27 protein-coding genes are annotated in these 25,801 nt (G+C 69.8%); 9 read left to right on the plus strand and 18 right to left on the minus strand.

Translation table 11 applies throughout. From position 1 onward, the window contains the following. Positions 1–92: 92 nt before the first annotated feature. The 6 genes from IE290_RS14755 to IE290_RS14780 form a co-directional block, all read right to left on the minus strand. A complete protein-coding gene (locus IE290_RS14755; protein ID WP_191245190.1) occupies positions 93–1,367 on the minus strand; it encodes a thymidine phosphorylase in 1,275 nt (424 codons plus the stop codon). Continuing rightward, positions 1,364–1,753, minus strand: coding sequence for a cytidine deaminase (locus IE290_RS14760; RefSeq protein ID WP_020421796.1), 390 nt, complete (start codon positions 1,751–1,753; stop codon positions 1,364–1,366). Before IE290_RS14760 ends, IE290_RS14755 begins: the two co-directional genes overlap by 4 nt. Further along, a complete protein-coding gene (locus tag IE290_RS14765; protein WP_191245191.1) occupies positions 1,753–3,021 on the minus strand; it encodes an ABC transporter permease in 1,269 nt (422 codons plus the stop codon). The genes IE290_RS14760 and IE290_RS14765 overlap by 1 nt, the downstream gene beginning before the upstream one ends. Then, positions 3,018–4,109: an ABC transporter permease gene (locus IE290_RS14770; protein WP_191245192.1), complete on the minus strand. Its 1,092-nt coding sequence runs from the start codon at positions 4,107–4,109 to the stop codon at positions 3,018–3,020. Before IE290_RS14770 ends, IE290_RS14765 begins: the two co-directional genes overlap by 4 nt. Further along, on the minus strand, positions 4,106–5,638 hold the full coding sequence (locus IE290_RS14775; RefSeq protein WP_191245193.1) for an ABC transporter ATP-binding protein: 1,533 nt from the start codon (positions 5,636–5,638) through the stop codon (positions 4,106–4,108). The genes IE290_RS14770 and IE290_RS14775 overlap by 4 nt, the downstream gene beginning before the upstream one ends. 76 nt (positions 5,639–5,714) lie before the next feature. Further along, on the minus strand, positions 5,715–6,818 hold the full coding sequence (locus IE290_RS14780; RefSeq protein ID WP_191245735.1) for a BMP family lipoprotein: 1,104 nt from the start codon (positions 6,816–6,818) through the stop codon (positions 5,715–5,717). A gap of 504 nt (positions 6,819–7,322) precedes the next feature. Here IE290_RS14780 and sdhC point away from each other — a divergent pair. Genes sdhC through IE290_RS14800 form a run of 4 tightly spaced genes read left to right on the plus strand, consistent with a single transcriptional unit; the run spans position 7,323 to position 10,790 of the window. Next, positions 7,323–7,772: a succinate dehydrogenase, cytochrome b556 subunit gene (sdhC, locus tag IE290_RS14785; protein WP_191245194.1), complete on the plus strand. Its 450-nt coding sequence runs from the start codon at positions 7,323–7,325 to the stop codon at positions 7,770–7,772. Between the two features lie 7 nt (positions 7,773–7,779). After that, positions 7,780–8,199 carry a succinate dehydrogenase hydrophobic membrane anchor subunit gene (locus IE290_RS14790; protein ID WP_191245195.1) on the plus strand — a complete coding sequence of 140 codons (420 nt, stop codon included), beginning with the start codon at positions 7,780–7,782 and terminating at the stop codon, positions 8,197–8,199. 28 nt (positions 8,200–8,227) lie between these two features. Further along, positions 8,228–10,015, plus strand: a complete 1,788-nt coding sequence (sdhA, locus tag IE290_RS14795; protein ID WP_191245196.1) for a succinate dehydrogenase flavoprotein subunit — start codon at positions 8,228–8,230, stop codon at positions 10,013–10,015. Position 10,016: 1 nt separating this feature from the next. After that, the gene (locus tag IE290_RS14800) at positions 10,017–10,790 is read left to right on the plus strand and encodes a succinate dehydrogenase iron-sulfur subunit (protein WP_191245197.1); all 774 of its coding nucleotides are present in this window, start codon (positions 10,017–10,019) and stop codon (positions 10,788–10,790) included. A 54-nt stretch (positions 10,791–10,844) separates the two neighbouring features. On the opposite strand, the gene IE290_RS14805 is transcribed toward IE290_RS14800, so the two are convergent. Together IE290_RS14805 and IE290_RS14810 are read right to left on the minus strand one after the other, a co-directional pair. Beyond that, positions 10,845–12,647, minus strand: coding sequence for a vWA domain-containing protein (locus IE290_RS14805; RefSeq protein WP_191245198.1), 1,803 nt, complete (start codon positions 12,645–12,647; stop codon positions 10,845–10,847). 62 nt (positions 12,648–12,709) lie between these two features. After that, entirely contained in the window at positions 12,710–12,949 is a 240-nt protein-coding gene (locus IE290_RS14810; protein WP_191245199.1) for an SCO4848 family membrane protein, read from the minus strand. A gap of 73 nt (positions 12,950–13,022) precedes the next feature. Here IE290_RS14810 and IE290_RS14815 point away from each other — a divergent pair, with 73 nt between their 5' ends. Beyond that, positions 13,023–14,231, plus strand: a complete 1,209-nt coding sequence (locus IE290_RS14815) for a D-alanyl-D-alanine carboxypeptidase family protein (RefSeq protein ID WP_191245200.1) — start codon at positions 13,023–13,025, stop codon at positions 14,229–14,231. Positions 14,232–14,300: 69 nt separating this feature from the next. Here IE290_RS14815 and yhjD read toward each other — a convergent pair whose 3' ends face one another. The 3 genes from yhjD to IE290_RS14830 form a co-directional block, all read right to left on the minus strand. After that, entirely contained in the window at positions 14,301–15,305 is a 1,005-nt protein-coding gene (gene yhjD / locus IE290_RS14820) for an inner membrane protein YhjD (RefSeq protein WP_191245201.1), read from the minus strand. A 65-nt stretch (positions 15,306–15,370) separates the two neighbouring features. After that, entirely contained in the window at positions 15,371–16,399 is a 1,029-nt protein-coding gene (trpS, locus tag IE290_RS14825; protein WP_191245202.1) for a tryptophan--tRNA ligase, read from the minus strand. A gap of 13 nt (positions 16,400–16,412) precedes the next feature. After that, positions 16,413–17,309 carry a LysR family transcriptional regulator gene (locus IE290_RS14830; RefSeq protein WP_191245203.1) on the minus strand — a complete coding sequence of 299 codons (897 nt, stop codon included), beginning with the start codon at positions 17,307–17,309 and terminating at the stop codon, positions 16,413–16,415. Between the two features lie 70 nt (positions 17,310–17,379). Here IE290_RS14830 and IE290_RS14835 point away from each other — a divergent pair, with 70 nt between their 5' ends. After that, positions 17,380–18,408: a TDT family transporter gene (locus IE290_RS14835; protein WP_191245204.1), complete on the plus strand. Its 1,029-nt coding sequence runs from the start codon at positions 17,380–17,382 to the stop codon at positions 18,406–18,408. Here IE290_RS14835 and IE290_RS14840 read toward each other — a convergent pair. The 3 genes from IE290_RS14840 to IE290_RS14850 all read right to left on the minus strand — a co-directional run bounded on the left by IE290_RS14840 (position 18,387) and on the right by IE290_RS14850 (position 20,515). Beyond that, positions 18,387–18,674, minus strand: a complete 288-nt coding sequence (locus IE290_RS14840; protein WP_191245736.1) for a hypothetical protein — start codon at positions 18,672–18,674, stop codon at positions 18,387–18,389. The genes IE290_RS14835 and IE290_RS14840 overlap by 22 nt on opposite strands. Before the next feature lie 537 nt (positions 18,675–19,211). Further along, on the minus strand, positions 19,212–19,625 hold the full coding sequence (locus tag IE290_RS14845) for a pyridoxamine 5'-phosphate oxidase family protein (protein ID WP_191245737.1): 414 nt from the start codon (positions 19,623–19,625) through the stop codon (positions 19,212–19,214). A 74-nt stretch (positions 19,626–19,699) separates the two neighbouring features. Continuing rightward, a complete protein-coding gene (locus tag IE290_RS14850; RefSeq protein ID WP_191245205.1) occupies positions 19,700–20,515 on the minus strand; it encodes an exodeoxyribonuclease III in 816 nt (271 codons plus the stop codon). A 38-nt stretch (positions 20,516–20,553) separates the two neighbouring features. Between IE290_RS14850 and IE290_RS14855 the strand changes: the two genes are divergently transcribed. Next, positions 20,554–21,291 (plus strand): MBL fold metallo-hydrolase, encoded by a 738-nt coding sequence (locus IE290_RS14855; RefSeq protein WP_191245206.1) that lies wholly within the window; start codon positions 20,554–20,556, stop codon positions 21,289–21,291. 1 nt (position 21,292) lies between these two features. Here the strand turns inward: IE290_RS14855 and IE290_RS14860 are convergent, their stop codons facing one another. From IE290_RS14860 to IE290_RS14870, 3 genes are all read right to left on the minus strand, one after another. Further along, a complete protein-coding gene (locus IE290_RS14860) occupies positions 21,293–21,610 on the minus strand; it encodes an SH3 domain-containing protein (protein WP_191245207.1) in 318 nt (105 codons plus the stop codon). Positions 21,611–21,704: 94 nt separating this feature from the next. Continuing rightward, positions 21,705–22,376 carry a hypothetical protein gene (locus tag IE290_RS14865; protein WP_191245208.1) on the minus strand — a complete coding sequence of 224 codons (672 nt, stop codon included), beginning with the start codon at positions 22,374–22,376 and terminating at the stop codon, positions 21,705–21,707. A 276-nt stretch (positions 22,377–22,652) separates the two neighbouring features. After that, a complete protein-coding gene (locus tag IE290_RS14870) occupies positions 22,653–23,876 on the minus strand; it encodes an NADP-dependent isocitrate dehydrogenase (protein ID WP_094004003.1) in 1,224 nt (407 codons plus the stop codon). Between the two features lie 685 nt (positions 23,877–24,561). Between IE290_RS14870 and IE290_RS14875 the strand changes: the two genes are divergently transcribed. After that, positions 24,562–25,134, plus strand: coding sequence for an HhH-GPD-type base excision DNA repair protein (locus tag IE290_RS14875; RefSeq protein WP_191245209.1), 573 nt, complete (start codon positions 24,562–24,564; stop codon positions 25,132–25,134). On the opposite strand, the gene IE290_RS14880 is transcribed toward IE290_RS14875, so the two are convergent. Beyond that, entirely contained in the window at positions 25,135–25,395 is a 261-nt protein-coding gene (locus IE290_RS14880; protein WP_191245210.1) for a metallothionein, read from the minus strand. A 135-nt stretch (positions 25,396–25,530) separates the two neighbouring features. Here IE290_RS14880 and IE290_RS14885 point away from each other — a divergent pair, with 135 nt between their 5' ends. Then, positions 25,531–25,731 (plus strand): DUF1918 domain-containing protein, encoded by a 201-nt coding sequence (locus tag IE290_RS14885; protein WP_191245738.1) that lies wholly within the window; start codon positions 25,531–25,533, stop codon positions 25,729–25,731. Positions 25,732–25,801 lie beyond the last annotated feature (70 nt).

Below are 25,801 nucleotides of genomic sequence, written 5' to 3' on the forward strand. Positions count from 1 at the left end.
TGCGGCCCTGGCTCAAGGTGATCGTTCCGGTGTCAGGCGACGGGATGACCACCCAGCTCCGTTTTGGTTCACCGAGCAAGCGCCTTCGGCGCTTAGCTGACGCGGTGCAGGATCAAGTTCTTCGGGGCCGGTGCGGTGGCGGTGATCTGCACCGCCGTCGCCAAGGCTTCCAGCGCCGCTGGCACCGCCTCGGGGGTGTCCGTGTGCAGTTCCAGCAGTGGTTGGCCCTCGGTCACCTGGTCGCCCGGCTTGGCCAGGCATCGGATGCCCGCCGCGTGCTGGACCGCGTCCTCCTTGCGTGCCCGGCCCGCGCCCAGGCGCCACGCGGCCACCCCGACCGCGTAAGCGTCCAAAACGGACAGATATCCGGTCGCGGGGGCGGTGAACTCCGTGACGTGCGCGGGTTGCGGCAACGGCGCCGCCGGGTCACCACCCTGGGCGGTGATCATCCGGCACCACGTCTCGTACGCCTCGCCCGACGCCAGCACCGAAACCGGGTCCACCGATATACCCGCGAGCGCCAGCATCTCCCGCGCCAGGGCCACCGTCAGCTCGACCACGTCCGCCGGTCCCCCGCCCTGCAGGACCTCCACCGCCTCGGCGACTTCCACCGCGTTCCCCACAGCGGATCCGAGCGGCGTGTTCATGTCCGTCAGCAACGCGGTCGTGGCCACCCCGTGCGCCGTGCCGATCTCCACCAGCGTCCGGGCCAGCTCCGACGCCTCTTCGACGCTCTTCATGAACGCCCCGGAACCCGCCTTCACGTCCAGGACCAGGCCGGCCGAGCCCTCCGCGATCTTCTTGCTCATGATCGAGCTGGCGATCAACGGCACCGACTCGACCGTGCCCGTCACGTCCCGCAGCGCGTACAGCTTCCGGTCCGCCGGGGCCAATCCGGAAGTCGCCGCGCAGATCACCGCACCGACCGAGTTCAGCTGCGCCGTGATCTCGTCCACGGACAACGACGCCCGCCAGCCGGGAATCGACTCCAGCTTGTCCAGCGTGCCACCGGTGTGGCCCAGGCCGCGGCCGGACAGCTGGGGCACCGCCGCGCCGCACGTGGCGACCAGCGGGGCCAGCGGCAAGGTGATCTTGTCGCCGACCCCGCCGGTCGAGTGCTTGTCCACCGTCGGACGATCGACCTCCAACGACAACCGGGTGCCCGAATCGATCATCGCGCCGGTCCAGGTCGCCGTCTCCCGCGCGTCCATCCCGCGCAGGAACACCGCCATCGCCAGCGCGGCCATCTGCTCCTCGGCCACGTCCCCGCGCGTGTAGGCGTCCACGACCCAGCGGATCTGCTCGTCGCTCAGCGCACCGCCGTCCCGCTTGGCCCGGATGACGTCGACCGCCGCAAACGCTTTCACGGCAGGTCCGCGGGACCGAACGCGTCCGGCAGCACCGAGGTCATCGGCAGCACCCCGGACGGGGTGTCGACCAGGCACGAACCGCCGCCCAGCTCGAACAGGATCTGCCGGCACCGGCCGCACGGCATCAGCAGGTCACCGCTGCCCGACCGGCACGCCACTGCCACCAGACGACCCCCACCACTCAGCCGCAACTGCCCGGCCATCGTGCACTCCGCGCACAGCCCGAGCCCGTAGGAAGCGTTTTCCACGTTGCAGCCGACGACCACCCGGCCGTCGTCCACCAGCCCGGCCACACCGACGTGCAACCCGGAGTAGGGCGCGTACGCGCTCTTCGCCGCCTCGACGGCCTGAGCGCGCAACGCCTCCCAATCGATCTCGCTCACTAGTCCCCCTCACCACGCCGGTACCGGGCACCGCCGGCCTTCGGTGGCCGCAGCCGCTGCGACGCCACCGCCAGCACGATCAACGTCACCACGTGCGCGGTGTACGGCGTCAGCTCGCTCGGCAGCGAATCGTTCGACCAGTAGATCCAGTACAGAACCCCGGCGCCGACGACCCCCAGCGCGGCCGCGATCCACTGCCGCCGGATCAGCTGCACCACGACGATCACGAACAGCAGCAGCACCACGCCGTACAGCAGCGCGAGCACCGCCCGGCCACCGCCGGACAGCTGCAGACCGTCCGCGTACCCGAACAGCGCGGCACCACCGAGCAGACCGCCCGGCCGCCAGTTGCCGAAGATCATCGCGGCCAGACCGATGTACCCGCGGCCGTTCGTCTGGTTCTCCAGGTAACCGCCGCCGCCCTGCAGCAGCACCAGCGACGCGCCGCCCATGCCGGCCAGGCCACCGGAGATCAGCACGCCCAGGTACTTGTGCGCGTACACGTTGATGCCCAGCGACTCGGCCGCTACCGGGTTCTCGCCGCACGAGCGCAGCCGCAGCCCGAGCCGCGTCCGCCACAGCACCAGGTAGCTCACCGGCACCAGCAGGATCGCGATCATGGTCAGCGGCGCCACCCCGGTGACGAGCCCGTTGAGCAGGCCAGCCGCGTCCGAGATGAACACCCGCTGCTGGTCCTCCAGATCGGTGAGCCAGTTCGACAGGAACGTCGCCGAGTAGGTGTCGAACGTCGGCACCGTGGGCGACTGCCGCGGGTTGCCCGACAGCGGCTCGAAGATCAGCGTCGCCAGGTACTTCGCGACGCCGAGCCCGAGCAGGTTGATCGCCACACCGGACACGATGTGGTTGACGTTGAACGTCACCGTCGCGATCGCGTGCAGCAGGCCGCCGAGCGCGCCGAACACGATCGCCGCGCCCAGACCGGCCCACGGGCCGCCGTAGTAGGCGCCCCACGCCGCACCCCAGGTGCCGAGGATCATCATGCCCTCGAGACCGATGTTGACCACGCCACCGCGCTCCGACCACAGACCGCCGAGCGCGCACAGCAGGATCGGCAGCGCCAGCCGCAGCGCGGTCTGCGCGGTATTGGTCGAGGTCAGCGTGTTGACCCCGGTCAGGTAGGACGCGGTGGACAGCACCGCGACGATCCCGATCGCCCACAGGACGCCGCGCGCCCAGCCGGGGATCCGGCGCTTGCGCGGGGCCGGCGGCACGGTCAGCGGCGCCGCGGTTTCCGTCGCGAGACTCACACCGCACCCCCTTCACTCACCGAAGCGGGACGTCCGCCCGACAGCGCCCGGCCGACGCGGCGCTGCGCGGCGGCCAGGTCGGCCCGCTTCACGATCTCGTACGCCACGACGACCGACAGCACGATCGCGCCCTGCATGATCGTCGCGATCTCCTTCGGCACGTCGACCTGCTCCAGCGACACCGCCGACTTGTCCAGGAACGCCCACAGCAGCGCGCCGAGCGCGATGCCGCCGGGGTGGTTGCGGCCCAGCAGCGCGACCGCGATGCCGGTGAAGCCGTAGCCCTGGGTCGAGGTGATGGCGTAGGTGAAGTCGCGGCCGATCAGCTCCGGGATGGCAACCAGGCCGGCCACCGCGCCGGAGAGCAGCATCGCGATCAGCGTCATCTTCTTCGCGTTGACGCCGCCCGCGGCCGCCGCCGTGGTCGACTCGCCGCTGGCCCGCAGCTCGAAGCCGAACCGGGTGCGGTTGAGCATGAACCAGTAGGCGAACCCGATGACCGCGGCGATGATCACGAACCCGAACAGCTCACCGCCGCCGATCGGGATGTTCGGCACCCGGCCGGACGGGGCGATCTCCTCGGTCTTGAGGTTGTTCCCGGTCAGCACGCCGAACTGGTCGGGGTTGATCAGGAACGCCACGATGCCGCCGACGATCGCGTTGAGCATGATCGTCGAGATGACCTCGCTGACCCCGCGGGTCACCTTGAGGATCGCCGGCACCGCCGCGTAGATCGCGCCGGCCAGGGCCGCGACCAAGATGATGAAGACGACGTGGATCACCGGGGGCAGCACGATCGCCCCGCCGATGATCGCGGCGACCACGGCGGCGAAGCGGTACTGGCCCTCGACACCGATGTTGAACAGGTTCATCTGGAAGCCGATGGCCACTGCGAGCCCGGACAGGTAGTAGACCGTCGCCAGGTTCACCGTGTCCACGGCGGTGGTGCCCTTGACGAGCTGGCCGATCATGGTGCCGTAGGCCTGCAGCGGATCGGCTCCGGAGATCAGCAGCGCGATCGAGCAGATCAGCACCGAGAAGACGATCGCCAGCAGGGGCGGCAGCACCTTGGTGCGCCAGGAGGTCACGCGGCTTCCTCCGCTCCGGTCATGGCCGAGCCCAGCTCGGTCGGGGTCACCGTGGCCGGGTCGGCTTCGCTCACCAGGCGTCCGCGCAGCATGACCCGGATGGTGTCGGACAGGCCGATCAGCTCGTCGAGGTCGGCCGAGATCAACAGCACCGCGAGGCCGTTGCGCCGGGCCTGGCGGATCTGCTCCCAGATCAGCGCCTGTGCGCCGACGTCCACCCCGCGGGTCGGGTGCGAGGCGATCAGCAGCACCGGGTTCCCGGACAGCTCCCGGCCGACCACCAGCTTCTGCTGGTTCCCGCCGGACAGCGCCGCCGCGGGCACCTCGATGCCGGGCGTGCGGACGTCGTAGTCGGCGACGATCCGCTCGGTGTCCTTGCGGGCGCCGGGGATGTCGAGCAGCTGACCCTTCGACACCGGCCGCCGGGTCTGGTAGCCGAGGATCCGGTTGGCCCACAACGGTTGCGTCAGCAGCAGGCCGTGCCGGGTGCGGTCCTCCGGCACGTAACCGATGCCGGCCTCGCGCCGGGCGAGCGTGCCCAGCCCGGTCAGGTCGCGCGCGGTGCCGTCGGCGTCGACCAGCTCGATCGACCCGCCGGTGGCCCTGCGCATGCCCATGATCGTCTCGACCAGCTCGGTCTGGCCGTTGCCCTCGACGCCGGCGATGCCGAGCACCTCGCCCGCGTGCACGGTGAAGGTGATGTCGTCGAGCGCGGCGCGCTCGGACCCTTCCACGGCCAGCCGGAGCCCGGACACGCGCAGCACGTCCCGGTCGGTGACGGTCGATTCGCGGGTCTCCGGGCTGGGCAGCTCGGAGCCGACCATCATCTCCGCCAGCTCACGCGAGGAGATCTTCTTCGGATCGGCCGTGCCGACGGTGGTGCCGCGCCGGATCACGGTGACCGTGTCGGCGATCGCGCGGACCTCGTCGAGCTTGTGCGAGATGAAGATGAAGGTGAAGCCCTGGGCCTGCATGCCGCGCACCGTCTCGAACAGCGCGTCGACCTCCTGCGGCACCAGAACCGCTGTCGGCTCGTCCAGGATGACGATCCGGGCGCCGCGGTAGAGCACCTTCATGATCTCCACGCGCTGCCGGTCGGCGACGCCCAGCGTCTCGACCAGCGCGTCCAGCGGCGCGGACAGCCCGACCTGCTTCTCCAGCTCGGCCAGCTTCGCGCGCGCGGCCCGGCCGATGCCGTGCAGGTTCTCGGCGCCGAGCAGCACGTTCTCCCGGACCGTCAGGTTGTCGGCGAGCATGAAGTGCTGGTGCACCATGCCGATGCCGGCCCGGATCGCGTCCTGCGGGTTGCGCAGCCGGATCTGCTCGCCGTTGATGGCGATCGTGCCCTCGTCCGGCGGCTGCATGCCGTAGAGGATCTTCATCAGGGTGGACTTGCCGGCCCCGTTCTCGCCGCAGATGGCGTGGACCTCGCCGGACGCCACCGTCAGGTTGACGTCGGAGTTGGCGACCACGCCGGGAAAGCGCTTCGTGATGCCGCGCAGCTCGACGGCCGGTGGTGAGTTGGTCATGAGACCCCCGGAAACGGCGTCCGGGGCCCGGGAAGGGATCACCCTCCCGAGCCCCGGACGCGGCTGAAAAGATCGTTTACTTCTGCGGCGTGGACGGGACGGTGATCGCGCCCGAGATGATCGCCTGCTTGTAGCCCTCGAGCTGCGGCTTGATGTCGTCGATCTTGCCACCCGATGTCGAGTAGCCGACGCCGTCCACCGCCAGGTCGAAGCGCTTGGGCAGCGAGCTCAGCGTGTTGCCCGCCAGCGCCTGGATGTAGTCGTACACGGCCACGTCGACCCGCTTGAGCATGGAGGTCATGATGACGTCCTTGTACTCGGCGACGGTCGCCTGGTTGTACTGGTCGGAGTCGACGCCGATGGCCAGGCCCTTGGCCGCGCTCGCGGCCTGGAAGACGCCCTTACCGGAGGCGCCGGCGGCCTGGTAGACCACGTCGGCACCGGCGGAGAACTCGGCGGCGGCCTTGATGTTGCCCTTGGCCGGGTCCTGGAAACCGGTGTTGTCACCGGCCGGGGTCAGGTAGTCGCTGGTGATCTGGACCTTGTTCGACGCGGCCTTGGCGCCCGCGATGAACCCGGCCTCGAACTTCTGGATCAGCGGGGTGTTCACGCCGCCGACGAAGCCGATGTGGCAGTTCTTGCTCTTGTAGACCGCCGCGACGCCCACCAGGAAGGAGCCCTGCTCCTCGGAGAACACCAGCGGGGTGACGTTCGGCGCCTTGACCGAGTCGTCGTCCACGATGGCGAACTTGGTGTTCGGGAACTTCGGTGCGACGGCCTGCACGGCGCTCGCGTAGGCGAAGCCGACGGCCACGATCGGGTTGTACCCGTCGGTCGCCAGCTGGGTCAGCCGCTGCTCCTTGGCGGCCTCGTCCTCGGTCGGCGACGCGGTGCTCTCCCGGACGTCCTTGACGCCCAGCTCGCTCTTGGCCTTGTCCACGCCCGCGGCGGCGGCGTCGTTGAACGACGCGTCACCCCGGCCGCCGATGTCGAACGCGAGCCCGACCCGCAGAGCGCTGGCGTCGACCTTGGCGCCGGCGGCGCTCGAGGTCGTGGACGCGGCGGTGGCCGCGGGCGCCTGTGCCGTGACGCAGGAACCGGCCGCGGCGTTGTTGTTGTTGCTGCTCCCGCTGGTGCCGGAGTCCTTCGCACACCCCGCCAGCGCGAGCGCCGCCGCCATGGCGGTGGCAGCCAGTGTGGTGGCACGCGTCTTACGCACCCTGTCTCTCCCTCCCCGCTGGTGTTCCAGCGGACCCGAGAACGACCCGGCTCATTGCCGGGCTCGACGGGCGAACGGTACCCGCCTGTGAGCAAATGGCCATGCCAGAGCCACAGCACGTAACCTAAATGTTTGCTTGTCCTCCGGCACTGCGACAGTTCAATCACATGGAGTCACCCCCACCCATCCGAGTGAGCGAGATTCACCTCACTTCGCGAAGTTCGCCCGGAGTGCTAACGGGGATGAGACCTCCGCCACGCGGACGGTGTCTGGTCGATCACACACACCAACCACAGGTTGAGTGCGGTATGGCGAGCAGGTCTAGCATCCCCTTTATCCAAGCTCGATGGCCTTGAACACCCCGCCGGGGCGCCTGCGAAGTCCCAGGTGGACGCTCCCCGCGGCCCGGTGGATTCGCAGGTCAGCCGGGCACAGTCCAACCACGACGTTGGAGGCCGTACACCGATGTCCACCACGGCGAGCACCGCCGCCGACCAGACGGCGGCGGAGGCGAGCGATCGGGCGGGTGCCTCACGCCGGAGCGGGACCTTCTACCGGGGTGACCCGGGCATGTGGTCCTGGGTCCTGCACCGGATCACGGGCGTGCTCACCTTCTTCTTCCTGTTCGTCCACGTCCTCGACACCGCGCTGGTCCGGGTTTCGCCCGACACCTACAACGAGGTCATCGAGACCTACAAGACCCCGCTGGTCAACCTCATGGAGGTGGGCCTGGTCGGCGCCGTGCTGTTCCACGCGCTGAACGGCATCCGGGTCCTGCTGGTCGACTTCTGGTCGAAGGGCACCAAGTACCAGAAGCACATGTTGTGGACGATCGCCGTCATCTGGGTGGTCGTGATGATCCCCGGTGCGATCGCGATGCTGTGGCGCACGGCGTCGGAAATGTTCGGAGGCTGAGCGAGAGATGGCAACCGAGACCCTCGCACTCGACAAGCCGCGCTCGCCGCGGCGCCCCGCCGCCCGCCGCAGCAACTTCGAGCTCTACAGCTGGCTGTTCATGCGGATCTCCGGCCTCGCGCTGGTCGTCCTGGTGCTCGGCCACCTGTTCATCATGAACATCCTCGACGGCGGCGTGCACCGGATCAACTGGGGCTTCGTCGCCGGCCGCTGGTCCTCGCCGTTCTGGCAGACCTGGGACCTGGCGATGCTGTGGCTGGCCCAGCTGCACGGCGGCAACGGCCTGCGCACGATCATCGACGACTACGCCCGCAAGGACAGCACGCGCTTCTGGCTGAAGATCGTGCTCTACGTGTCGATGGTCCTCATCCTGTTCGTGGGCACCCTGGTGATCTTCACCTTCGACCCCGACATGGCCGGCAGCTGACCCACCACCACCCGAGGAAGAAGCGGACATGCAGTTCCACAAGTACGACGTGGTGATCGTGGGCGCCGGTGGCGCCGGTATGCGCGCCGCCATCGAGTCGGGCCAGCGCGCCCGCACCGCGGTCCTCACCAAGCTCTACCCGACCCGCTCCCACACCGGCGCGGCCCAGGGCGGCATGTGCGCCGCGCTGGCCAACGTCGAAGAGGACAACTGGGAGTGGCACACGTTCGACACGGTCAAGGGCGGCGACTACCTGACCGACCAGGACGCGGCGGAGATCATGGCCAAGGAGGCCATCGACGCCGTGCTCGACCTGGAGAAGATGGGCCTGCCGTTCAACCGGACGCCGGAAGGCAAGATCGACCAGCGGCGGTTCGGCGGGCACACCCGTGACCACGGCAAGGCCGCTGTGCGCCGGGCCTGCTACGCGGCCGACCGCACCGGTCACATGATCCTGCAGACGCTGTACCAGAACTGCGTCAAGCACGGGATCGAGTTCTTCAACGAGTTCTACGTGCTCGACATGATCACCACCGAGACCGAGAACGGGCCGGTCGCCACGGGCGCCGTCGCCTACGAGCTCGCGACCGGGGAGATCCACGTCTTCCAGGCGAAGGCGGTCGTGTTCGCCACCGGTGGCTTCGGCAAGGTCTTCAAGACCACGTCGAACGCGCACACCCTCACCGGCGACGGCATGGGCATCTACTACCGCAAGGGCCTGCCGCTGGAGGACATCGAGTTCTACCAGTTCCACCCGACCGGCCTGGCCGGCCTGGGCATCCTGCTCACCGAGGGCGCCCGCGGCGAGGGCGCGATCCTGCGCAACGCCTCGGGTGAGCGGTTCATGGAGCGCTACGCCCCCACCATCAAGGACCTCGCGCCGCGCGACATCGTCGCCCGCTCGATGGTGCTGGAGGTGCTGGAGGGCCGCGGCGCCGGCCCGCACAAGGACTACGTGCTCCTGGACTGCACGCACCTCGGCGCCGAGGTCCTGGAGACCAAGCTCCCGGACATCACCGAGTTCGCCCGCACCTACCTGGGTGTGGACCCGGTGAAGGAGCCGGTGCCGGTGTACCCCACCGCGCACTACGCGATGGGTGGCATCCCGACGAACGTGCACGGCGAGGCCCTGCTCGACAACGACACCGTCCTGCCCGGCGCCTACGCCGCCGGTGAGGTCGCGTGCGTGTCGGTGCACGGCGCGAACCGGCTGGGCACCAACTCGCTGCTGGACATCAACGTGTTCGGCCGCCGCGCCGGTATCGCCGCCGCCGAGTACGCGCAGACCCACGACTTCGTCGAGCTGCCGGAGAACCCGGCCAAGATGGTCGAGGGCATGGTCGAGCACCTGCGCACCGCGCACGGTGGCGAGCGGGTCGCGGACATCCGCACCGAGCTGCAGCAGACCATGGACACCAACGCGGCCGTGTACCGCACCGAGGACACGCTGAAGACCGCGCTGACCGACGTCCAGCGGCTCAAGGAGCGCTACGGCCGGATCTCGATCCAGGACAAGGGCAAGCGGTACAACACCGACCTGCTCGAGGCGATCGAGCTGGGCTTCCTGCTCGACCTGGCCGAGGCCCTGGTCAACGCCGCCCTGGCGCGCAAGGAGTCCCGTGGCGGGCACGCCCGCGAGGACTACCCGAACCGGGACGACGTCAACTTCATGCGGCACTCGATGTCGTACAAGATTCTGCCGGACAAGCCGGACCCGGACGCCCCGCTGGGCATCAACGGGTTCATGGCCGACATCCGGCTGGACTACAAGCCGGTGACCTTCACCCGGTACGAGCCGATGGAGCGGAAGTACTGACATGACCGCGGTAGCCGAACAGAAGACCGTGAACGGCATTCCCGCGCCGGAGGGCTCGGTCACCATCACGGTGAAGATCCAGCGGTTCAACCCCGAGGTCGACGACGCGCCGCACTGGGAGTCCTACGAGGTCCCGGCGCTGCCGACCGACCGGGTGCTGAACCTGCTGTTCAACATCAAGAACTACGTGGACGGCACGCTGTCGTTCCGCCGGTCGTGCGCGCACGGCATCTGCGGTTCGGACGCGATGCAGATCAACGGCATCAACCGGCTGGCCTGCAAGGTGCTCGTCAAGGACCTGCTCGCCAAGGAGGGCAAGGAGACCACGGTCACCGTGGCTCCGATCAAGGGCCTGCCGACGCTGAAGGACCTCTACGTCGACATGGAGCCGTTCTTCGAGGCGTACCGGGCGGTGAAGCCGTACCTGATCACCTACGGCAACGAGCCCACGCGCGAGCGGATCCAGTCGGCGGCCGACCGCGAGCGGTTCGACGACACCACCAAGTGCATCCTGTGCGCGGCGTGCACCTCGTCGTGCCCGGTGTACTGGAACGACGGGTCGTACTTCGGCCCGGCGGCGATCGTCAACGCCCACCGGTTCATCTTCGACAGCCGTGACGAGGGCTCCGAGGAGCGGCTGGACATCCTCAACGACGCCGAGGGCGTGTGGCGTTGCCGCACGACCTTCAACTGCACCGACGCGTGCCCGCGTGGCATCCAGGTGACGAAGGCGATCCAGGAGGTCAAGCGCGCGCTGCTGTTCAAGCGCGTCTGAGTTCTCCTGCTGTGAAGGCCCCCGTGCTCGTTGGCGCGGGGGCCTTCGCCGCGTTCAGGCCCGGTTGCGGACCAGGAGCGTGATGACGCCGGCCAGGACGACCGCGCCCGCGCCGCCCCCGAGCCAGATCGGCCAGGTCTCCGGTTGTTCCACTGCTGTGGCGAGCACGGGAGCCTTCTGGACGGGTGTTGCCGCCGTTCGCGCGTAGGACGGGCCGTCCTCGGGTTGGCCGCCGACGGTGAGGTCGAGCGTGACCGGCACGGGGACGTCGTCGCCGTCCTGGAAGGTGGCGCCCAGCTTGACCGCGATGTAGTACCAGCCGGCGACGGCCTGGGTGCGCACGGAGGAGGAGTCGGCGTCGCGGTTGTAGTACCGGACGGGGGCGGTGGCGAGGGCCTCCTCGTTCGACGGCAGCACGCCCGGGCGGCCGGTGAAGACGGTGGTGTCGGAGTCGATCTCCGCGCGGTACGGGTTGTACAGCGTGGTGGCGATGTTGGAGACGTTGTCCACGCCCGTGCCGCCGGCCTGTCCGAAGTGGACGCGGTAGGCCAGGCCCTGGCCCCAGTCCAGCTTGACGCGGTAGAAGACGTACTCGCCGCGCTGCAGGGTGTCGGTGTAGCGGCCGCTGCCGGTGAGGGTGGCGGCGACGTTGAACGAGCCGCCGCCGGTGGCCGGCCGGGTGGTGGTGGGCTCGGTGAAGGCGACCTTCGGCAGGACGGCCCTGGTGCCACCGTCGGTGACCGGTGGTTCGACGACGGTGAGCAGTTCGACCGGGAGTCGTTCGGGAACACCGGCCGACACGCGGTCCCAGGTGAGGGCGAAGTAGTAGCGGCCACCGCCCGCGCAGCTGCCGTCGTCGCCGTCCAGGGTGCGTGCGACGGTCAGGGCGACGCCGTCACTGGACATCGTGGCCTGCTCGGTTTCGAAGACGTGGCAGTCCTTGCCGCCCGCGCCGTACACGCGCAGCTGGAGGGTGTTGAAGTCCTCGGTGCGGGAGACGCCGTCGGCGCGCGGGAAGGAGACGGTGCCGCTGAAGTGGGCGGTACCGCCGTCGGGCACGTCGACCGCGTAGTAGCGGGTTTCCTTCTGGCCGATGGTGTCCAGGTGCTGGCCGGGCGCGGCTACCGGCGCGTTGTCCCAGGTCGCGGCACCGGTGATGGGGGTGCCGGCGGGCTCGTAGGTGCGCAGGGCGGTCGCGGAGACGCGCGGCAGGATGCGCTCCAGGGTCTTGCCGTCGGGCGCGTCGGTGTAGGTGCCGCCGGTGACCTGGGCGATGCAGGTGAGCTGCTGGCGGGACCTGGCGTCGACGGCGAAGCCGACCGCGTGCACGACGACGGTGGCGCCGTGGGCGGTCAGTTCGCGGGCGACCTCGCAGGGGTCGGGCGGGGCGCAGGTGTCCTCCCCGTCGGAGACGAGGACGATCGCACGGGGGCCGGTGTCCGGGAGCGCGGCGGCGGCGGTGCGCAGGGCGGTGCCGATCGGGGTGTAGCCGCTGGGCTGGATGCTGTCGACGGCCGCGGTGAGGGCGGGTTTGTCGATGGTGCGGGGTGGGCTGAGGACCTGGACGTCCTGGCAGCCTTGGGGCTTCTCGGCGTCGGCGGAGCCGGTGCGGGTGCCGTAGACGGTGAGGCCGACCTGGGCTTCCGCGGGCGCCGACCCGATGAACCGGCGCATCGCGGTCTTCGCGGCGTCCATCCTGGTGCCGCTCGTGGGGTCCGCTTGTTTCATGGAGCCGGACCCGTCGAGGACGAGCATGGTCGGGGCGTAGGCGGGCTCCTGCGCTTGCGCCGGGGCGGCGAGCCCGAGCGCCAGCAGGCCCGCGGCGGCCACCGGGAGAAGCTTCGAAAGCCGGAACATGATCCCCCATCCGTGTGATCGATGCCGCTTGGATGCGATCGCAAACGGATGGGTTCCGCCGGTTACGCGTCGACCTTCTCGCCGCGCTTCGTGCGCAGGGCGCGCAGTCCGATGACCCCGATGATCGTGCCGAGGGTGAAGCTCACGATCGCCAGGATCAGGTGCACCACGAAGAACCCGGTGGCCGACCCGTCCGGCCCCCACGAGTTCTCGCTCGCCCACAGGTTCTTCACGAACGTGATCCAGATGACCCAGGACCAGATCCCGAAAGCCGTCAGGAACCACGCCACACGTCGAGACATGCCCCGAGTATCCCCCGATCGGATCGGGGCGCCGCGCCGGGGAACCCGTACGCGCGTCCTCTAGCCTGCTTTGGTGCGACGCGGTTTTCTGCTCTCCCTGGTTCTGGTTGTGTTGTCCGGTCTCGTCCCGTTCGCGGGCACCGCGGCGGCCGCTCCCGCCGTGTGCCCGGACGCGGTCGTCCCGCCCCCGCCGGTAGACACCTCCGAACAGCCCCCGCCCGGTGTGGCCGCGCCCGCTCCGCTGCCGGTGCCGAAGGCCGCCGTCGGCGGGGCGCGCATGGGCGAGTGCGGCGTGATCTCCCCGTCCGGCGCCCCGGTTCCGCCCGACACCACCGCCGCGTCGTGGGTGCTGCAGGACCTCGACACCGGCGAAGTCCTCGCCGCGAAGAACCCGCACGCCCGGCAGCGCCCGGCGTCGCTGATCAAGACGCTGCTGGCGCTCGTGGTGATCCGCGAGCTGAAGCCGGACCAGATCATCGTCCCCACGGTCGAGGACGCCAGCCAGGAGTGCACCTGCGTCGGCCTCGTCGCCGGCGGGCAGTACACCGTCGACCTGCTGCTGCACGGCCTGCTGATGCACTCCGGCAACGACGTCGCGCACGCCTTCGCCACCGCGCTGGGCGGGGTGCCGGAGACGGTGCGGAAGATGAACGAGCTGGCCGCCGAACTGGGCGCGACGGACACCCGCGCGGCCACGCCGTCCGGTCTGGACGGGCCGGGCATGTCGGCGTCGGCCTACGACCTGAGCCTGATCTTCAACTACGCCATGAAGCAGCCCGAGTTCGCCGCCTCGATCGCGACGCGCGCCGTGCAGATCCCGGCCCAGCCCGGCAAGCCCGCGTTCTCGATCGTCAACGACAACAAGCTGCTCGGCACGTACACCGGTTTCCTCGGCGGGAAGACCGGCTTCACCGACGACGCCCGGCACACCTACGTCGGCGGAGCCGAACAGAACGGCCGGCGCGTGGCGGTGGTCCTGATGCGGGCCGAGAACCGCCCGGCGCCGGTGGTGAACCAGGCGAAGGCGCTGCTGGACTACGGCTTCGCGCTGGCCAGGACGAACGCTTCACCGGTGGGGCACCTGGTGTCGCCGGCCGCACCGGAGGTGAGCGCGGAGGGCGCCGCTTCGGATTCCGGGGTCGCGGGCGCCGAGGCGGCCGCGGAAAAGGATCCGTTCGGGGTGACGGGGTGGATCCTGACGCTGGTCGTGGCGGCGATCATCGTGGCCGGGTTCGTGATCGGGCACTACCGCAAGAAGGGGCAGGGGCCGCAGGCTTACTGACGGGCGCCTTGGGTCTGGGGCGTAGTCGGTGTCGTTGCGTTGCCGGCCGCCAGTTTTGTTGATGGCCGGCTACCGGCGCCGGCGCCCCAGCCAGGCCAGCACGGCGCCCGCGCTGAACGCTCCCGCCACCGCGCCCGCCCCGGCGCCGCGCCGCACCTCCACCGTGGGCCGGATGACGGCCGGCGGTGGGGGTTCGACCGTCGTCACGAGGTTCTCCCGCGCGGTGGCCGTCCAGGCGGTCACGAAGAGCAGGAACCGGGACACCAGGTTGGCGAACACCAGCAGACCGATGATCGGCCCGAACAGGGCCCCGCTCGGCGAGCTGGTCACGCTCGCCAGGTAGATCGAACCGACCTGCTTCAGCACCTCGAACCCCACCGAGGCGATCGCGGCGCCCTTGATCGCGCTGCGCGGCGACACCTTCTCCCGCGGCAGCCGCGACAGCACCCACAGGAAGACCAACATGTTCGCCAGCAGCGACAGCAGGATCGTCGCCAGGCGGAGGATGGCCACCGCCCACCCCTGGTCGTCCAGGCCGACCCACCGCAGGATCAGGTTGCCGACCCCGCCGCCGATCGCGGTCAGGCCGAACGACACCACCAGCGCCAGCCCGAGCCCGGCGAGCGCGAGCAGGTCCTTGATCGTCGTCGAGACCAGCGGGCGGCTCTTCTTCTCCTGCCCCCACTGGGCGGTCAGCGCGTCCCGCAGGTTGCTCATCCAGCCGATCCCCGAATACAGGGCCAGCAGCAGACCGAACACCCCCGTGCCGCCACGCGACTTCAGCGCCGTGTCGACGATGTTCGCGACGAAGTCCCCGATGCCCGCGGGCGTGGACGACACGATCCCGTCACGCAGCTCGTTCAGCGCCGCCGCGTTGTTCGCCAGCACGAACCCGGCGATCGAGAACCCCACCATGAGCAGCGGAAACAGCGACAGCACGCTGAAGTAGGTGATCGCCGCCGCGTAGTGGTTGCCGTAGCGCTCGCCGAACGCCTCGTTGGCCCGCACCAGGTGGTCGAGCCACGGGTACTTCCGGCGCAGCCGCGGGACCAGCTTTTCCTTTTCGTCCGCCACGGGAAAACGCTAACGACCCCGCCCCGGCCTCGCAATTCGAGGCCGGGATCGATCCACTGTGGACGTCAGCCGGCGGGCGGCAGGAACCCGACGCGGTCGAACACCCGCTCCAGCGTGCGCGCGGACACCGCGCGGGCCTTTTCCGCGCCCCTGGCGAGGATCTTGTCCAGTTCGGCCACATCGTCCAGATAGGACTGAACGCGTTCCTGGATCGGGGTGACCCAGTCGACCAGGACCTCGGCCAGGTCCTTCTTCAGGTCGCCGTACCCCTTGCCCTCGTACGCGGCCTCGAGATCGGGGATCGTGCGGTCGGTGAGCGCCGAGTAGATCGACAGCAGGTTCGACACACCCGCCTTGTTCTCGCGGTCGAACTTGACCTCGCGGCCGGTGTCGGTGACCGCCGAGCGGATCTTCTTCGCCGAGCGCTTCGGGTCCTCCAGCAGCTCGATGATGCCGTTCGGCGAGGACGCCGACTTGCTCATCTTCACCGCCGGGTCCTGCAGGTCGTAGATCTTCGCCGTGCCCTGGACGATGTGCGGCTCGGGCACGGTGAACGTCTTGCCGAAGCGCTGGTTGAACCGCTGCGCCAGGTTGCGCGTCAGCTCCAGGTGCTGGCGCTGGTCCTCCCCCACCGGCACCGCGTCCGCCTGGTAGATCAGGATGTCCGCGGCCATCAGCACGGGGTAGGTGAACAGGCCGACGCTCGCGTGGTCGGTGCCCTGCTTGGCCGCCTTGTCCTTGAACTGCGTCATGCGGCTGGCCTCGCCGAAGCCGGTCAGGCACTCCAGCACCCAGGACAGCTGCGCGTGCTCGGGCACCTGGCTCTGCACGAACAACGCGCTGCGCTCCGGGTCCACGCCGAGCGCGAGCAGCTGCGCGGCCGACACCCGGGTGCGCTGCCGCAGCACCTTCGGGTCCTGCTCGACCGTGATCGCGTGCAGGTCGACGACCATGTAGAACGTCTCGTGCGTGTCCTGCATGCGCACCCACTGCCGCAGGGCGCCGAGGTAGTTGCCGAGGTGGAACGAGTCGGCGGTGGGCTGGATCCCGGACAGCACGCGCGGGCGGGCGGTGGTTTCTGGCGCTTCGGACACGACCTGGATTGTCTCAGGCCCCGCGGACGGCGATGGCAGCGAGGTCCGCCGCCGGGCCGCGCAGCCGCGACCCGGCCCGCCACACCAGCCGGAGTTCGCGCCGCAGGTCGAGTCCGTCGACGTCGACGGCGACGAGCGTGCCGGCCGCGACCTCGGCGGCGACGGTGTGCGCGCCCAGCACCGCCGGACCGATGCCCTCCATGACGGCCGACTTGATCGCGGTCGTCGACGACAGTTCCAGCAGCGGCTCGGCCAGCTCCGCCGGTGCCAGCGCGAGTTCGAGGGCGCGGCGGGTGCCGGAGCCGCGTTCCCGGCTGATCAGGGGCGTCGCGGCCAGCTCGTCCGGTCGTGTCCGCCGACGGCGCCGGGCCCACGGGTGGTTCGGGGCGACGACGAGTTCCAGCGCGTCGGTGCCGACCGTCTCGGCGGCCAGCCCGGCGGGCAGGTCCGGGCCTTCCACGAACCCGAGGTCGACCTCGCGGGCCAGCACCTGCGCGGCGACCTCCTCCGAGTTGCCCGAGGTGAGCGCCACTCCAGTGGCCGGGTCCAGGCGGCGCAGCGCGGCGAGCCAGCGGGGCAGCAGGTACTCGGCGACGGTCAGGCTGGCCGCCACGCGCAGGTGCTCGTCACGGCGGGCGCGCAGCGCGGCGATGCCGGCTTCGAGGTCGGTGGCGGCCTCCACGACCGGCCGGGCCCAGTCGGCGACCAGCGCGCCGGACTCGGTGAGCCGCGAGCCGCGCGGCGACCGGTCCACCAGCGCGACGCCGGTCTGCGCCTCCAGCTGGCGGATCCGTGCGCTGGCCGCGGGCTGGGAAATGCCGTGCGCCCGCGCGGCCGCGCCGATGCTGCCGAGCTGCGCGACGGACAGCAGCAGCTCGAACCCGGCGAGGTCGGTGACGCGCAGAGGCATAGGCACAGGTTATGACCTCATCGGCCGGTGGTCCCTACCGGCGGCGGCGCCGCGGACCGAACGTGGAGGCATGCTCGAACGCGCGCCGCGCCTGTCCCGCCCCGGCACCACCCCGAACTGGTTCGCCTCCGTGATGGGCAGCGGCATCGTCGCGACCGCACTCCCGGCGTCGCTGGCGGTGCTGCGGCCGGTGGTGACGGTCGTCTGGGCGCTGGCGGCGGTGTGGCTGGTGGTGCTGGTCGGGCAGCTGGTCGCGGACCGGCGCAGGCAGCACCGGCACCTGCGGGACCCAGTGCTGGTGCACTTCTGGGGCGCGCCGCCGATGGCGCTGCTCACGATCGGCGCGGGTGCGGTCGCGCTGGGGCGGGACTGGATCGGCACCGGACCGGCGCTCGGCATCGGCGCGGTGCTGTGGACCGCGGGGACGGTGCTGGGCCTGGTGACCGCGGTCGGTGTGCCGTACCGGATGATCACCGGCCAGGTCCCGGCGGCGGAGCCGTTCGCCGGATGGCTGATGCCGGTGGTGCCGCCGATGGTCTCCGCGGCCACCGGCGTGGCGCTCGTGCCGCACCTGCCGGCCGGGCAGCCGCGGCTCGCGCTGCTGCTCGCGTGCTACGCGATGTTCGGGATCAGCCTGTTCGCCACCGTCGCGCTGCTGCCGCAGATCTGGCACCGGCTGGTGACCGCCGGGACAGAGGCGGCCCGGGTGCCGGCGCTGTGGATCGTGCTGGGGCCGCTCGGGCAGTCGATCACGGCGGCGAACCTGCTCGGCGCGGTCGCGCCCGGGGTGCTGCCGTTCGGCGCGGCGGCGGAGGCATTCGGGTTGTTCTACGGCCTGGCCGCGTGGGGGTTCGCGATGCTGTGGCTGGCGATCGCCGCCGCGGTGACGCTGCGGACCGTGCGGGCCGGGATGCCGTTCTCGCTCACCTGGTGGAGCTTCACGTTCCCGGTCGGCACCTGCGTCACCGGAACCAGCGCTTTGGCCGTGGTGACCCGTTCGGCGCTGTTCGAGTGGGCCGCGGTGTCACTCTACGTTTTGCTGATCGGCGCCTGGGTAACCGTCGTACTGCGGACGGGTCAGACCTGGGGACGCCGGTAGGGGGTCAGAGCCGGACGCGTGGGCTCGTCGGAGGCCTCGACGACGACGGGGACGACCGCCTCCGCCTGGGCCTTGCGGCGCTGGCGCACGATGCCCAGGGCCATGCCGATGATGCCGAGCAGGACCGCGGCGAGGCCGACGGGGCCGAGCAGGCCGAACGAGACGCCGGTCGGTTCGGCCTGGGTGGCCGGTGCCGCCGAAGCGACGCCGGTGGTGGTCGCGGTCGCGAGGACCGCGAGGACCAGGCCGGCCCGCAGTACGTGCACTGTTCGGTTGCGCACCGGTGTGCCTCCTGAGACGAGACTGCCGTTCCAAGGTCGCAGTCACCCTATTGGGCGACTATTACCAGCGTGAAAACTACCGACCGTGTCAAGGCCGATCGTTCTTGATCACGTGCGGGGCAGAGAGTAGCGCCCATCGGAGTGCCGGGGACACCGGGGTTCTACCCGTGCCGCTGGCGGCGGCGACAGCCCAGGTCAGGCGGCTCCGCCTGGTCCGTCTGCTTCGGATGGCCCACGCCGGCGTGCTGAACCCACACCGTTCGCCGCTGTTCGTCGAGGAGGTACCAAAACCCTGGCGGTCACCTCCAGCTGCCACCGCGGCAGGCTGCGCCCCTGGTGCGTGCCATGGGTGAGGCTTCCCTTGAGCTGATGGTGGCGGCTCGTCGGCTTCCGTGGTGGCGAACCGGATCTCCCACTCCGCGCCGACGGCCGGCGGGGCGACCGGGTCACCATGCTTCGGGCTCACGCGTGAGCAGGTCGGAGAGGTTGACCTCAGACGCGGTCTCCCTCTCCTGCGACCTGTCAGGACTTGCTCTGGTCGTTGCTCAGCCACTTCTCCGGGCGCACCCGGACCAGCAGCGAGTTCTCCCCCAGCGCGCCGTCCACGTAGTTCCGCGCGTCGGGTTCCGGGAGGTAGCGAGAGGCGATCCCGAGGGCTTCCTCCCGCGTCGGCGGCTCGTCGTTGGCCACGACGCTGCCCTCGACGGACACGTACTTGTACGGCCAGTTCTCGTCCTGCACGGTCAGGGTCAGCCGGCCCGCCTTGCGCACCAGCCGGTCCTTGATCGTCTCGCGTTCCATCCACAGCAGGATCTCGCCGCCGGGCCGGTAGTCGTACCAGATCGGCACGGCCAGCGGCGCCCGCCCGTCGCGCTCGACGGCCAGGACGGCGACGTGCACGCCCGCCAGGAAGGATTCACGTTCGGCCGGCGTCATCACGAATGACACGAGCTGCCCCCATTTCAGTCGGTGTGCCAGGGACAACGCCCGAGATCATCCGGACATTCCGGCTATTGCGGCGAAAAGTCGAACGTCGCCGTCACCGGGGCGTGGTCGGACCAGCGCAGCTCGTAGCTCGGCGCCCGCTCCACCACCACCGACGTGCACTTCTCGGCCAGGCCGGGCGTGGTGACCAGGTAGTCGATGCGCCAGCCGGCGTCGTTGTCGAATGCCTTGCCGCGGTAGGACCACCACGTGTACGGGCCGGGGCCCGCCGGGTCGAGCTTGCGCTGCACGTCCACGTACCCGGCCTCGCCGAACACGCGGCTCATCCAGGCCCGCTCCTCGGGCAGGAAGCCGGAGTTCTTCTGGTTGCCCTTCCAGTTCTTCAGGTCGATCTCGGCGTGCGCGATGTTCCAGTCACCACCCACGACGACCTCGCAGCCGGCCGCCTCGGCCTTGGCGCGCAGCTCGACCAGGTACGGCAGGAACGCGGCCATGAACCGCTCCTTCTCGTCCTGCCGCGGCGTGCCGACGTCACCGCTGGGCAGGTACAGGCTCGCCACGACCACGCCCGGCAGGTGCACCTCGAGGTAGCGCCCGCTGTCCTCGAACTCCGCCTCACCGAACCCGACCCGCACCTCGGACGGCTCGGCCCGGCTGTACACGGAGACGCCGTTGCGGCCCTTCACGGCGGACGGCGCGTGGTGCGCGTGCCACCCCTCGGGCGCGACGACGTCCTTGGGGAGCTGCCCGGCCTCGGCGCGCACCTCCTGGCAGAGGATCACGTCGGACCCGCTGGCCGCGAGCCACTCGACGAACCCCTTCTTGGCGGCGGCACGCATGCCATTGACGTTGACTGTGGAGACGGTGAACACGGCACGCACGCTACCGGCCACCCCCGACAATCCCGGAGACTGCCGCCATGAGCGAACTGATCGTCCTCGGCAGCTGCGGGGCGTGGCCGGAACCGGGCCGCGCCTGCGCCGGTTTCGTGCTGTCCCACCAGGGTGTCCGGATCGTCCTGGACCTGGGCTACGGCACCATCGGCCCGCTGCTCGAACGCTTCCCGCGGGGTGCGGTCGACGCGGTGATCGTCACCCACCGCCATCCCGATCACTGCGTGGACGTGAGCGCACTGGCCCGCGTGCGGTACTACGAGGCCGCCGCCGAGCCGAAGATCCCGCTGTACTGCGCGCCCGGCGTGCTGGACGTGCTGCGCGCGCTGGAACCCACGCCCGATCCGGCGACGGTGTTCGACGTGCGCGACCTCGGCCGCCCGGCGCGGATCGGCCCGTTCTCGCTCACGCCGTTCCCGCTGCCGCACCACGTGCCGAACTACGGGGTCCGCCTGACGGCGCCGGGGCTCACCGTGGCCTACACCGGCGACTGCGGCCCCACCGAGGCGCTGCGCGAACTCGCCCGCGACGCCGACCTGTTCATCGCCGACGCCACACTGCGGGACGAACCGGCGGACGGCAGCCCCCGCAACGTCATGACGGCCACCGAGGCGGCGACGTGGGCAGCCGCCGGGGGCGCCCGCCGGCTGCTGTTGGCGCACTTCTGGCCGGGCAGCGATCGCGCCGTCTCCGCGGCGCGGGCGAGGGCCGTGTTCGGCGGCGAGGTGATCGTCGCCGAGGAGGGGCTCGTCGTGGACTTGTGAGTCAGCAGTTGCCGCTGACCGGCCGCAGGTACTCCGTCTTCGCCCACTTGTTGTCGGCGATCTTGCGGAACCCGTTCTGAACCTCGGCCAGGGCGTTGGTCTCCGCGTTCTGGTTGAACTTGCCCACGATCTCCGCGCCGGTGTCCGGGGCGGAGCGCACGTTGAGCACGTCCGCGGTCACCGTGACGCGGCAGCTGTCCGAACCGCCGCCGGTGGCACCCTCGGAGACCTGCTTGTCGGTGCCCATCACGTAGATCAGCCCGACGCCGGCCAGGATCGCGACGATGATCAGTGCCCGCTTAGGGATGCCCAGGAACACGGGTACTCCTCACCAGATCACTTGCGTTCCGGGTAAGGGTAGCCACACTTCAGCGGCCCGGACAGGGCCGCGCGGGCGAACCACCCGAGAGGCGTCACGACACGGGCACGCTGGGTGACCAGACGCTGTCGTGCCGCACCACGTGGGTGCCGGCGCGGGTCAGGAGGGCGACGGTGACGGGGTCCCGATACGGATCGAACGGGCGCTGCACCTTCCACAGGTGGTCGGACAGGGCCTTGGCGAGGTCCCCGGCCGCGCCGGAGCCGCGGACGGTCAGGACGGTCAGCGACGTGATCCGGCCGCGGGCGCGGCACACCACGTCGACGCGTGAGCGGGCCGCGCCGACGAGCCGCAGCGCGCCGAGGACCAGCCCGCACACCAGCTGCGCGAGCACCTCCAGCAGCGCGAACGGCAGCAGCACGAGCCAGACGAGGATCTGCAGGCCGGTGACGACCGCCTCGACCACGTACCCCGCGATCGCGACCGCGAGGACCGCGACCACCAGCAGCGGGCCCATGTACAGCCACCGCCAGCCGGTGATCTTGCGGGCGTCCAGCTTCTGCTCGCGCGCGGTCCTGCGCTGCTCGCGGCGTTGGTGGCGCCACTCCGACGGCTTGCGCCTCGGATCGGGCGCCGCGACGCGGTAGCGGCGGTACTCGCCCTCGGCGATGTTCATCGGCTGGATGACACGCTTCCACGGCGCGAACCGGCGCGTGAGGGTCCAGACGTGGTCGTCGGGATGGTTCACCTGCACCGGTGCAGTCATACCCGACGGGGTTCAGCGCGGCGCGACTGCCCGCAGGCCGTTGTGACGTGCCGCTCCGGCGAGCCGGTCGTCGTAGGTGACCATGACGTCCAGCATGAGCGCGGAGGCGAGGTGGATAGCGGCGGCGACCGCCGGACCGCGCCCGCAGGGTGCGCGCGACCTCGATCCACGCCAACGACGAACGTTGGTACCACGCTCGGTACCAGCATCGAGGCACGGAAAAGCCCGGCCACCGAACGGTGACCGGGCCTCTCGCTGTGGCCGGAAAACGCGGACTCAGCCCTGGGCGATCTTCGCCGCCAGGTTCTCGTCCAGGGTCGCCAGGAACTCCTCCGTCGTCTGGAACGGCTGGTCCTTGCCGACGAGCAGCGCCAGGTCCTTGGTCATCTTGCCGCTCTCGACGGTCTCGATGACGACCTGCTCGAGCTTGTTGGCGAAGCCCACCAGCTCGGAGTTGCCGTCCAGCTTGCCGCGGTGCTCGAGACCCCGGGTCCACGCGAAGATCGACGCGATCGGGTTCGTCGAGGTCGGCTTGCCCTGCTGGTGCTGGCGGTAGTGCCGGGTGACCGTGCCGTGCGCGGCCTCGGCCTCCACGGTCTTGCCGTCCGGCGTGCGCAGCACCGAGGTCATCAGACCCAGCGAGCCGAAGCCCTGCGCCACGGTGTCGGACTGCACGTCACCGTCGTAGTTCTTGCACGCCCAGACGTAGCCGCCCTCCCACTTCAGCGAGGCGGCGACCATGTCGTCGATCAGGCGGTGCTCGTAGGTCAGGCCCTTGGCGTCGAAGTCGGCCTTGAACTCGTTGTCGAAGATCTCCTGGAAGGTGTCCTTGAACATGCCGTCGTAGGCCTTCAGGATGGTGTTCTTCGTCGACATGTAGACCGGCATGCCGCGGTCCAGGCCGTACTGCAGCGAGGCGCGCGCGAAGTCCTCGATGGACTTGCGGTAGTTGTACATGCCCATCGCGACGCCGCCACCCTCCGGGTAGCGGGCGACCTCGAACTCGATCGGCTCGGAGCCGTCCTCGGGCACGTAGGTCATGGTCACCGTGCCGGGGCCGGGCACCTTGAAGTCGGTGGCCTTGTACTGGTCACCGTGCGCGTGGCGGCCGATGATGATCGGCTTCGTCCAGCCCGGGACCAGCCGCGGGATGTTGGAGATGATGATCGGCTCACGGAAGACGACGCCGCCGAGGATGTTGCGGATGGTGCCGTTGGGGCTCCGCCACATCTTCTTCAGGCCGAACTCCTCGACCCGGGCCTCGTCCGGGGTGATGGTGGCGCACTTGACGCCGACGCCGTGCTTCTTGATGGCGTTCGCGGAATCGATCGTGACCTGGTCGTCAGTCCGGTCCCGCTCCTCGATGCCGAGGTCGTAGTACTCGAGGTTGATGTCGAGATACGGGTGGATCAGCTTGTCCTTGATGAACTTCCAGATGATGCGAGTCATCTCGTCGCCGTCGAGTTCTACGACGGTGCCCTCGACCTTGATCTTGGCCATGAGCCGCGGTGCTCCTCTCGCGGATCTGCGCGTGTCTGTGCAGCACGTCTATGCGGTACAAGCGTACTGCTATTGAGCGACCAACGCCTTAAGTGGTGACGTACCTCAGTCTCGCAAAGGCGATAAGTGGGCGAAGTCACGCCCCTCGCCGGACGGAGGGCGGACACGCAGAGTGACGGTCGAAGAAGACTTCCCCGCTCTGCGCAACCTCGCACAGCGAGAGTTTCCCGGGGCAAAACGGTATCTGTACATCCACGTAGACCCGAAACGACAGCGTCCACCGCAAGCCGACTCTCGAAGAACCCCGCCGACGGTACGAGCGATCGCCGAGTACGCCGGCTTCGACCCGCCTCGCGTGGTACCCGATCACCAGGCGGATCGAACAGCGTGCAAAATTTCGCGCTGCTGTGCCCCGATCTCGCATCGAAGGTGTCGGCGATGTGCACCAGGATGCGACGACTGACAGCGGGACCTTCTTCCGAGCACGTCGATCCCTTGGCAAAAACTGATGCCCGAGTACTACGAGGTACTCGAACGCGCGACCCGGAACCATTTCGGCGTCGCCCGGAAGGTTTCCACGCACGCCTGGGCCTATGACGTCGCCCTCAAGAGGATGACGCGCGGGGGGTGAGCGCCCCGCCTCGCGGGAGTGCGGTCCGGGGCGCCGGGGTGCCACTATGTCCCCATGCCGAAGAAGCTCCGCCTCACCGGTGACCCCGACGCGGACCGGCTCCTCTCCGAGGACCCGTTCGCCCTCCTCACGGGCATGCTCCTCGACCAGCAGATCGCCATGGAGACCGCCTTCATCGGGCCCAAGAAGATCGCCGACCGGATGGGTGGCTTCGACGTCCGCAAGATCGCCGAGTCCGACCTCGACGAGTTCGTCGAGCTGTGCGTGACCCCGCCGGCCATCCACCGCTACGGCGGTTCCATGGCACGCCGCGTGCACGCGCTGGCCAACCACATCGTCGAGCACTACGACGGCAAGACCGACCGCATATGGAAGCAGGGCAAACCGGACGGCAAGGAGGTCCTGCGCCGCCTCAAGGAGCTGCCCGGCTACGGCGACCAGAAGGCCCGGATCTTCCTCGCGCTGCTCGGCAAGCAGCGCGGCGTCCAGCCCGAGGGCTGGCGCGAGGCCGCCGGCGCCTACGGCGAGGACGGCTCGCGCCGCTCGATCGCCGACGTCGTCAGCCCGGAGACCCTCGCCGAGGTCCGCGCCTTTAAGAAAGCCGCCAAGGCCGCCGCGAAGAGCTGATCAGCCGGGGTGGGCGCCGACCGTGTCGCGGATTTCGGCGCCCAGCCCCGAACCGCTGCCCCGCGCGCAGTGCGCGCAGCAGAAGAACCGGCCCTCGACCTCCACGCCGTGCCCGAGGATCCGGCATCCGCAGTGTTCACACGACGGTGCGATCTTCTGCGCCGCGCATTCGATGCTGTCGAACGTGTAGGTGTCCCCGCTGACCGTCCGGACCTCGAAGGACATCCAGTAGTCGTTTCCGCAGACCGCACAGGTAGCCATCGTCGGAACTCCTTTTCGCGTCGGGATGAATCGAAGCCTGCTCGCCTCCCGGATACCCGGCAACTTGATCAATTCCCGTCCGGTGACAATTGCCGGTCGTCCGATTTACCCTGGTTCCCGCGGAGGTGGTCGATGATGCACGCAGCCGTAGGAGACCGGATCCTCGTCCACGGTCGCACCGTCGGAGCGGCCGAACAACGCGGCGAGATCGTCGAAGTCCGCGGGGAGAACGGCGGACCGCCCTACCTCGTCCGCTTCGCCGACGGCCACGAAGGCCTGATCTTCCCCGGGTCGGACTGCGAGGTCAGTCACGACAAGCAGGAAAACAACGCCTGACCAGGCGCGTGGGGATGGTCACCCCGGTGGCGGGATGACAGCGGGCCCCCGCCTGGTTGAGACTGGTTGA

This window comes from Amycolatopsis deserti (assembly GCF_014653945.1).
Taxonomy (GTDB): Bacteria; Actinomycetota; Actinomycetes; order Mycobacteriales; family Pseudonocardiaceae; genus Amycolatopsis_E; species Amycolatopsis_E deserti.

What these genes read in the sequence shown, in the direction of transcription:
- IE290_RS14875 (WP_191245209.1), top strand. Translation starts at nt 24,562, where the DNA reads ATGCCGAAGAAGCTCCGCCTCACCGGTGACCCCGACGCGGACCGGCTC.
- sdhC (WP_191245194.1), top strand. Translation starts at nt 7,323, where the DNA reads ATGTCCACCACGGCGAGCACCGCCGCCGACCAGACGGCGGCGGAGGCG.
- IE290_RS14885 (WP_191245738.1), top strand. Translation starts at nt 25,531, where the DNA reads ATGCACGCAGCCGTAGGAGACCGGATCCTCGTCCACGGTCGCACCGTC.
- IE290_RS14775 (WP_191245193.1), bottom strand. Translation starts at nt 5,638, where the DNA reads ATGACCAACTCACCACCGGCCGTCGAGCTGCGCGGCATCACGAAGCGC.
- IE290_RS14870 (WP_094004003.1), bottom strand. Translation starts at nt 23,876, where the DNA reads ATGGCCAAGATCAAGGTCGAGGGCACCGTCGTAGAACTCGACGGCGAC.
- IE290_RS14780 (WP_191245735.1), bottom strand. Translation starts at nt 6,818, where the DNA reads ATGGCGGCGGCGCTCGCGCTGGCGGGGTGTGCGAAGGACTCCGGCACC.
- sdhA (WP_191245196.1), top strand. Translation starts at nt 8,228, where the DNA reads ATGCAGTTCCACAAGTACGACGTGGTGATCGTGGGCGCCGGTGGCGCC.
- IE290_RS14865 (WP_191245208.1), bottom strand. Translation starts at nt 22,376, where the DNA reads ATGACTGCACCGGTGCAGGTGAACCATCCCGACGACCACGTCTGGACC.
- IE290_RS14800 (WP_191245197.1), top strand. Translation starts at nt 10,017, where the DNA reads ATGACCGCGGTAGCCGAACAGAAGACCGTGAACGGCATTCCCGCGCCG.
- IE290_RS14790 (WP_191245195.1), top strand. Translation starts at nt 7,780, where the DNA reads ATGGCAACCGAGACCCTCGCACTCGACAAGCCGCGCTCGCCGCGGCGC.
- IE290_RS14845 (WP_191245737.1), bottom strand. Translation starts at nt 19,625, where the DNA reads ATGACGCCGGCCGAACGTGAATCCTTCCTGGCGGGCGTGCACGTCGCC.
- IE290_RS14830 (WP_191245203.1), bottom strand. Translation starts at nt 17,309, where the DNA reads ATGCCTCTGCGCGTCACCGACCTCGCCGGGTTCGAGCTGCTGCTGTCC.
- IE290_RS14835 (WP_191245204.1), top strand. Translation starts at nt 17,380, where the DNA reads ATGCTCGAACGCGCGCCGCGCCTGTCCCGCCCCGGCACCACCCCGAAC.
- IE290_RS14805 (WP_191245198.1), bottom strand. Translation starts at nt 12,647, where the DNA reads ATGTTCCGGCTTTCGAAGCTTCTCCCGGTGGCCGCCGCGGGCCTGCTG.
- IE290_RS14880 (WP_191245210.1), bottom strand. Translation starts at nt 25,395, where the DNA reads ATGGCTACCTGTGCGGTCTGCGGAAACGACTACTGGATGTCCTTCGAG.
- IE290_RS14810 (WP_191245199.1), bottom strand. Translation starts at nt 12,949, where the DNA reads ATGTCTCGACGTGTGGCGTGGTTCCTGACGGCTTTCGGGATCTGGTCC.
- IE290_RS14855 (WP_191245206.1), top strand. Translation starts at nt 20,554, where the DNA reads ATGAGCGAACTGATCGTCCTCGGCAGCTGCGGGGCGTGGCCGGAACCG.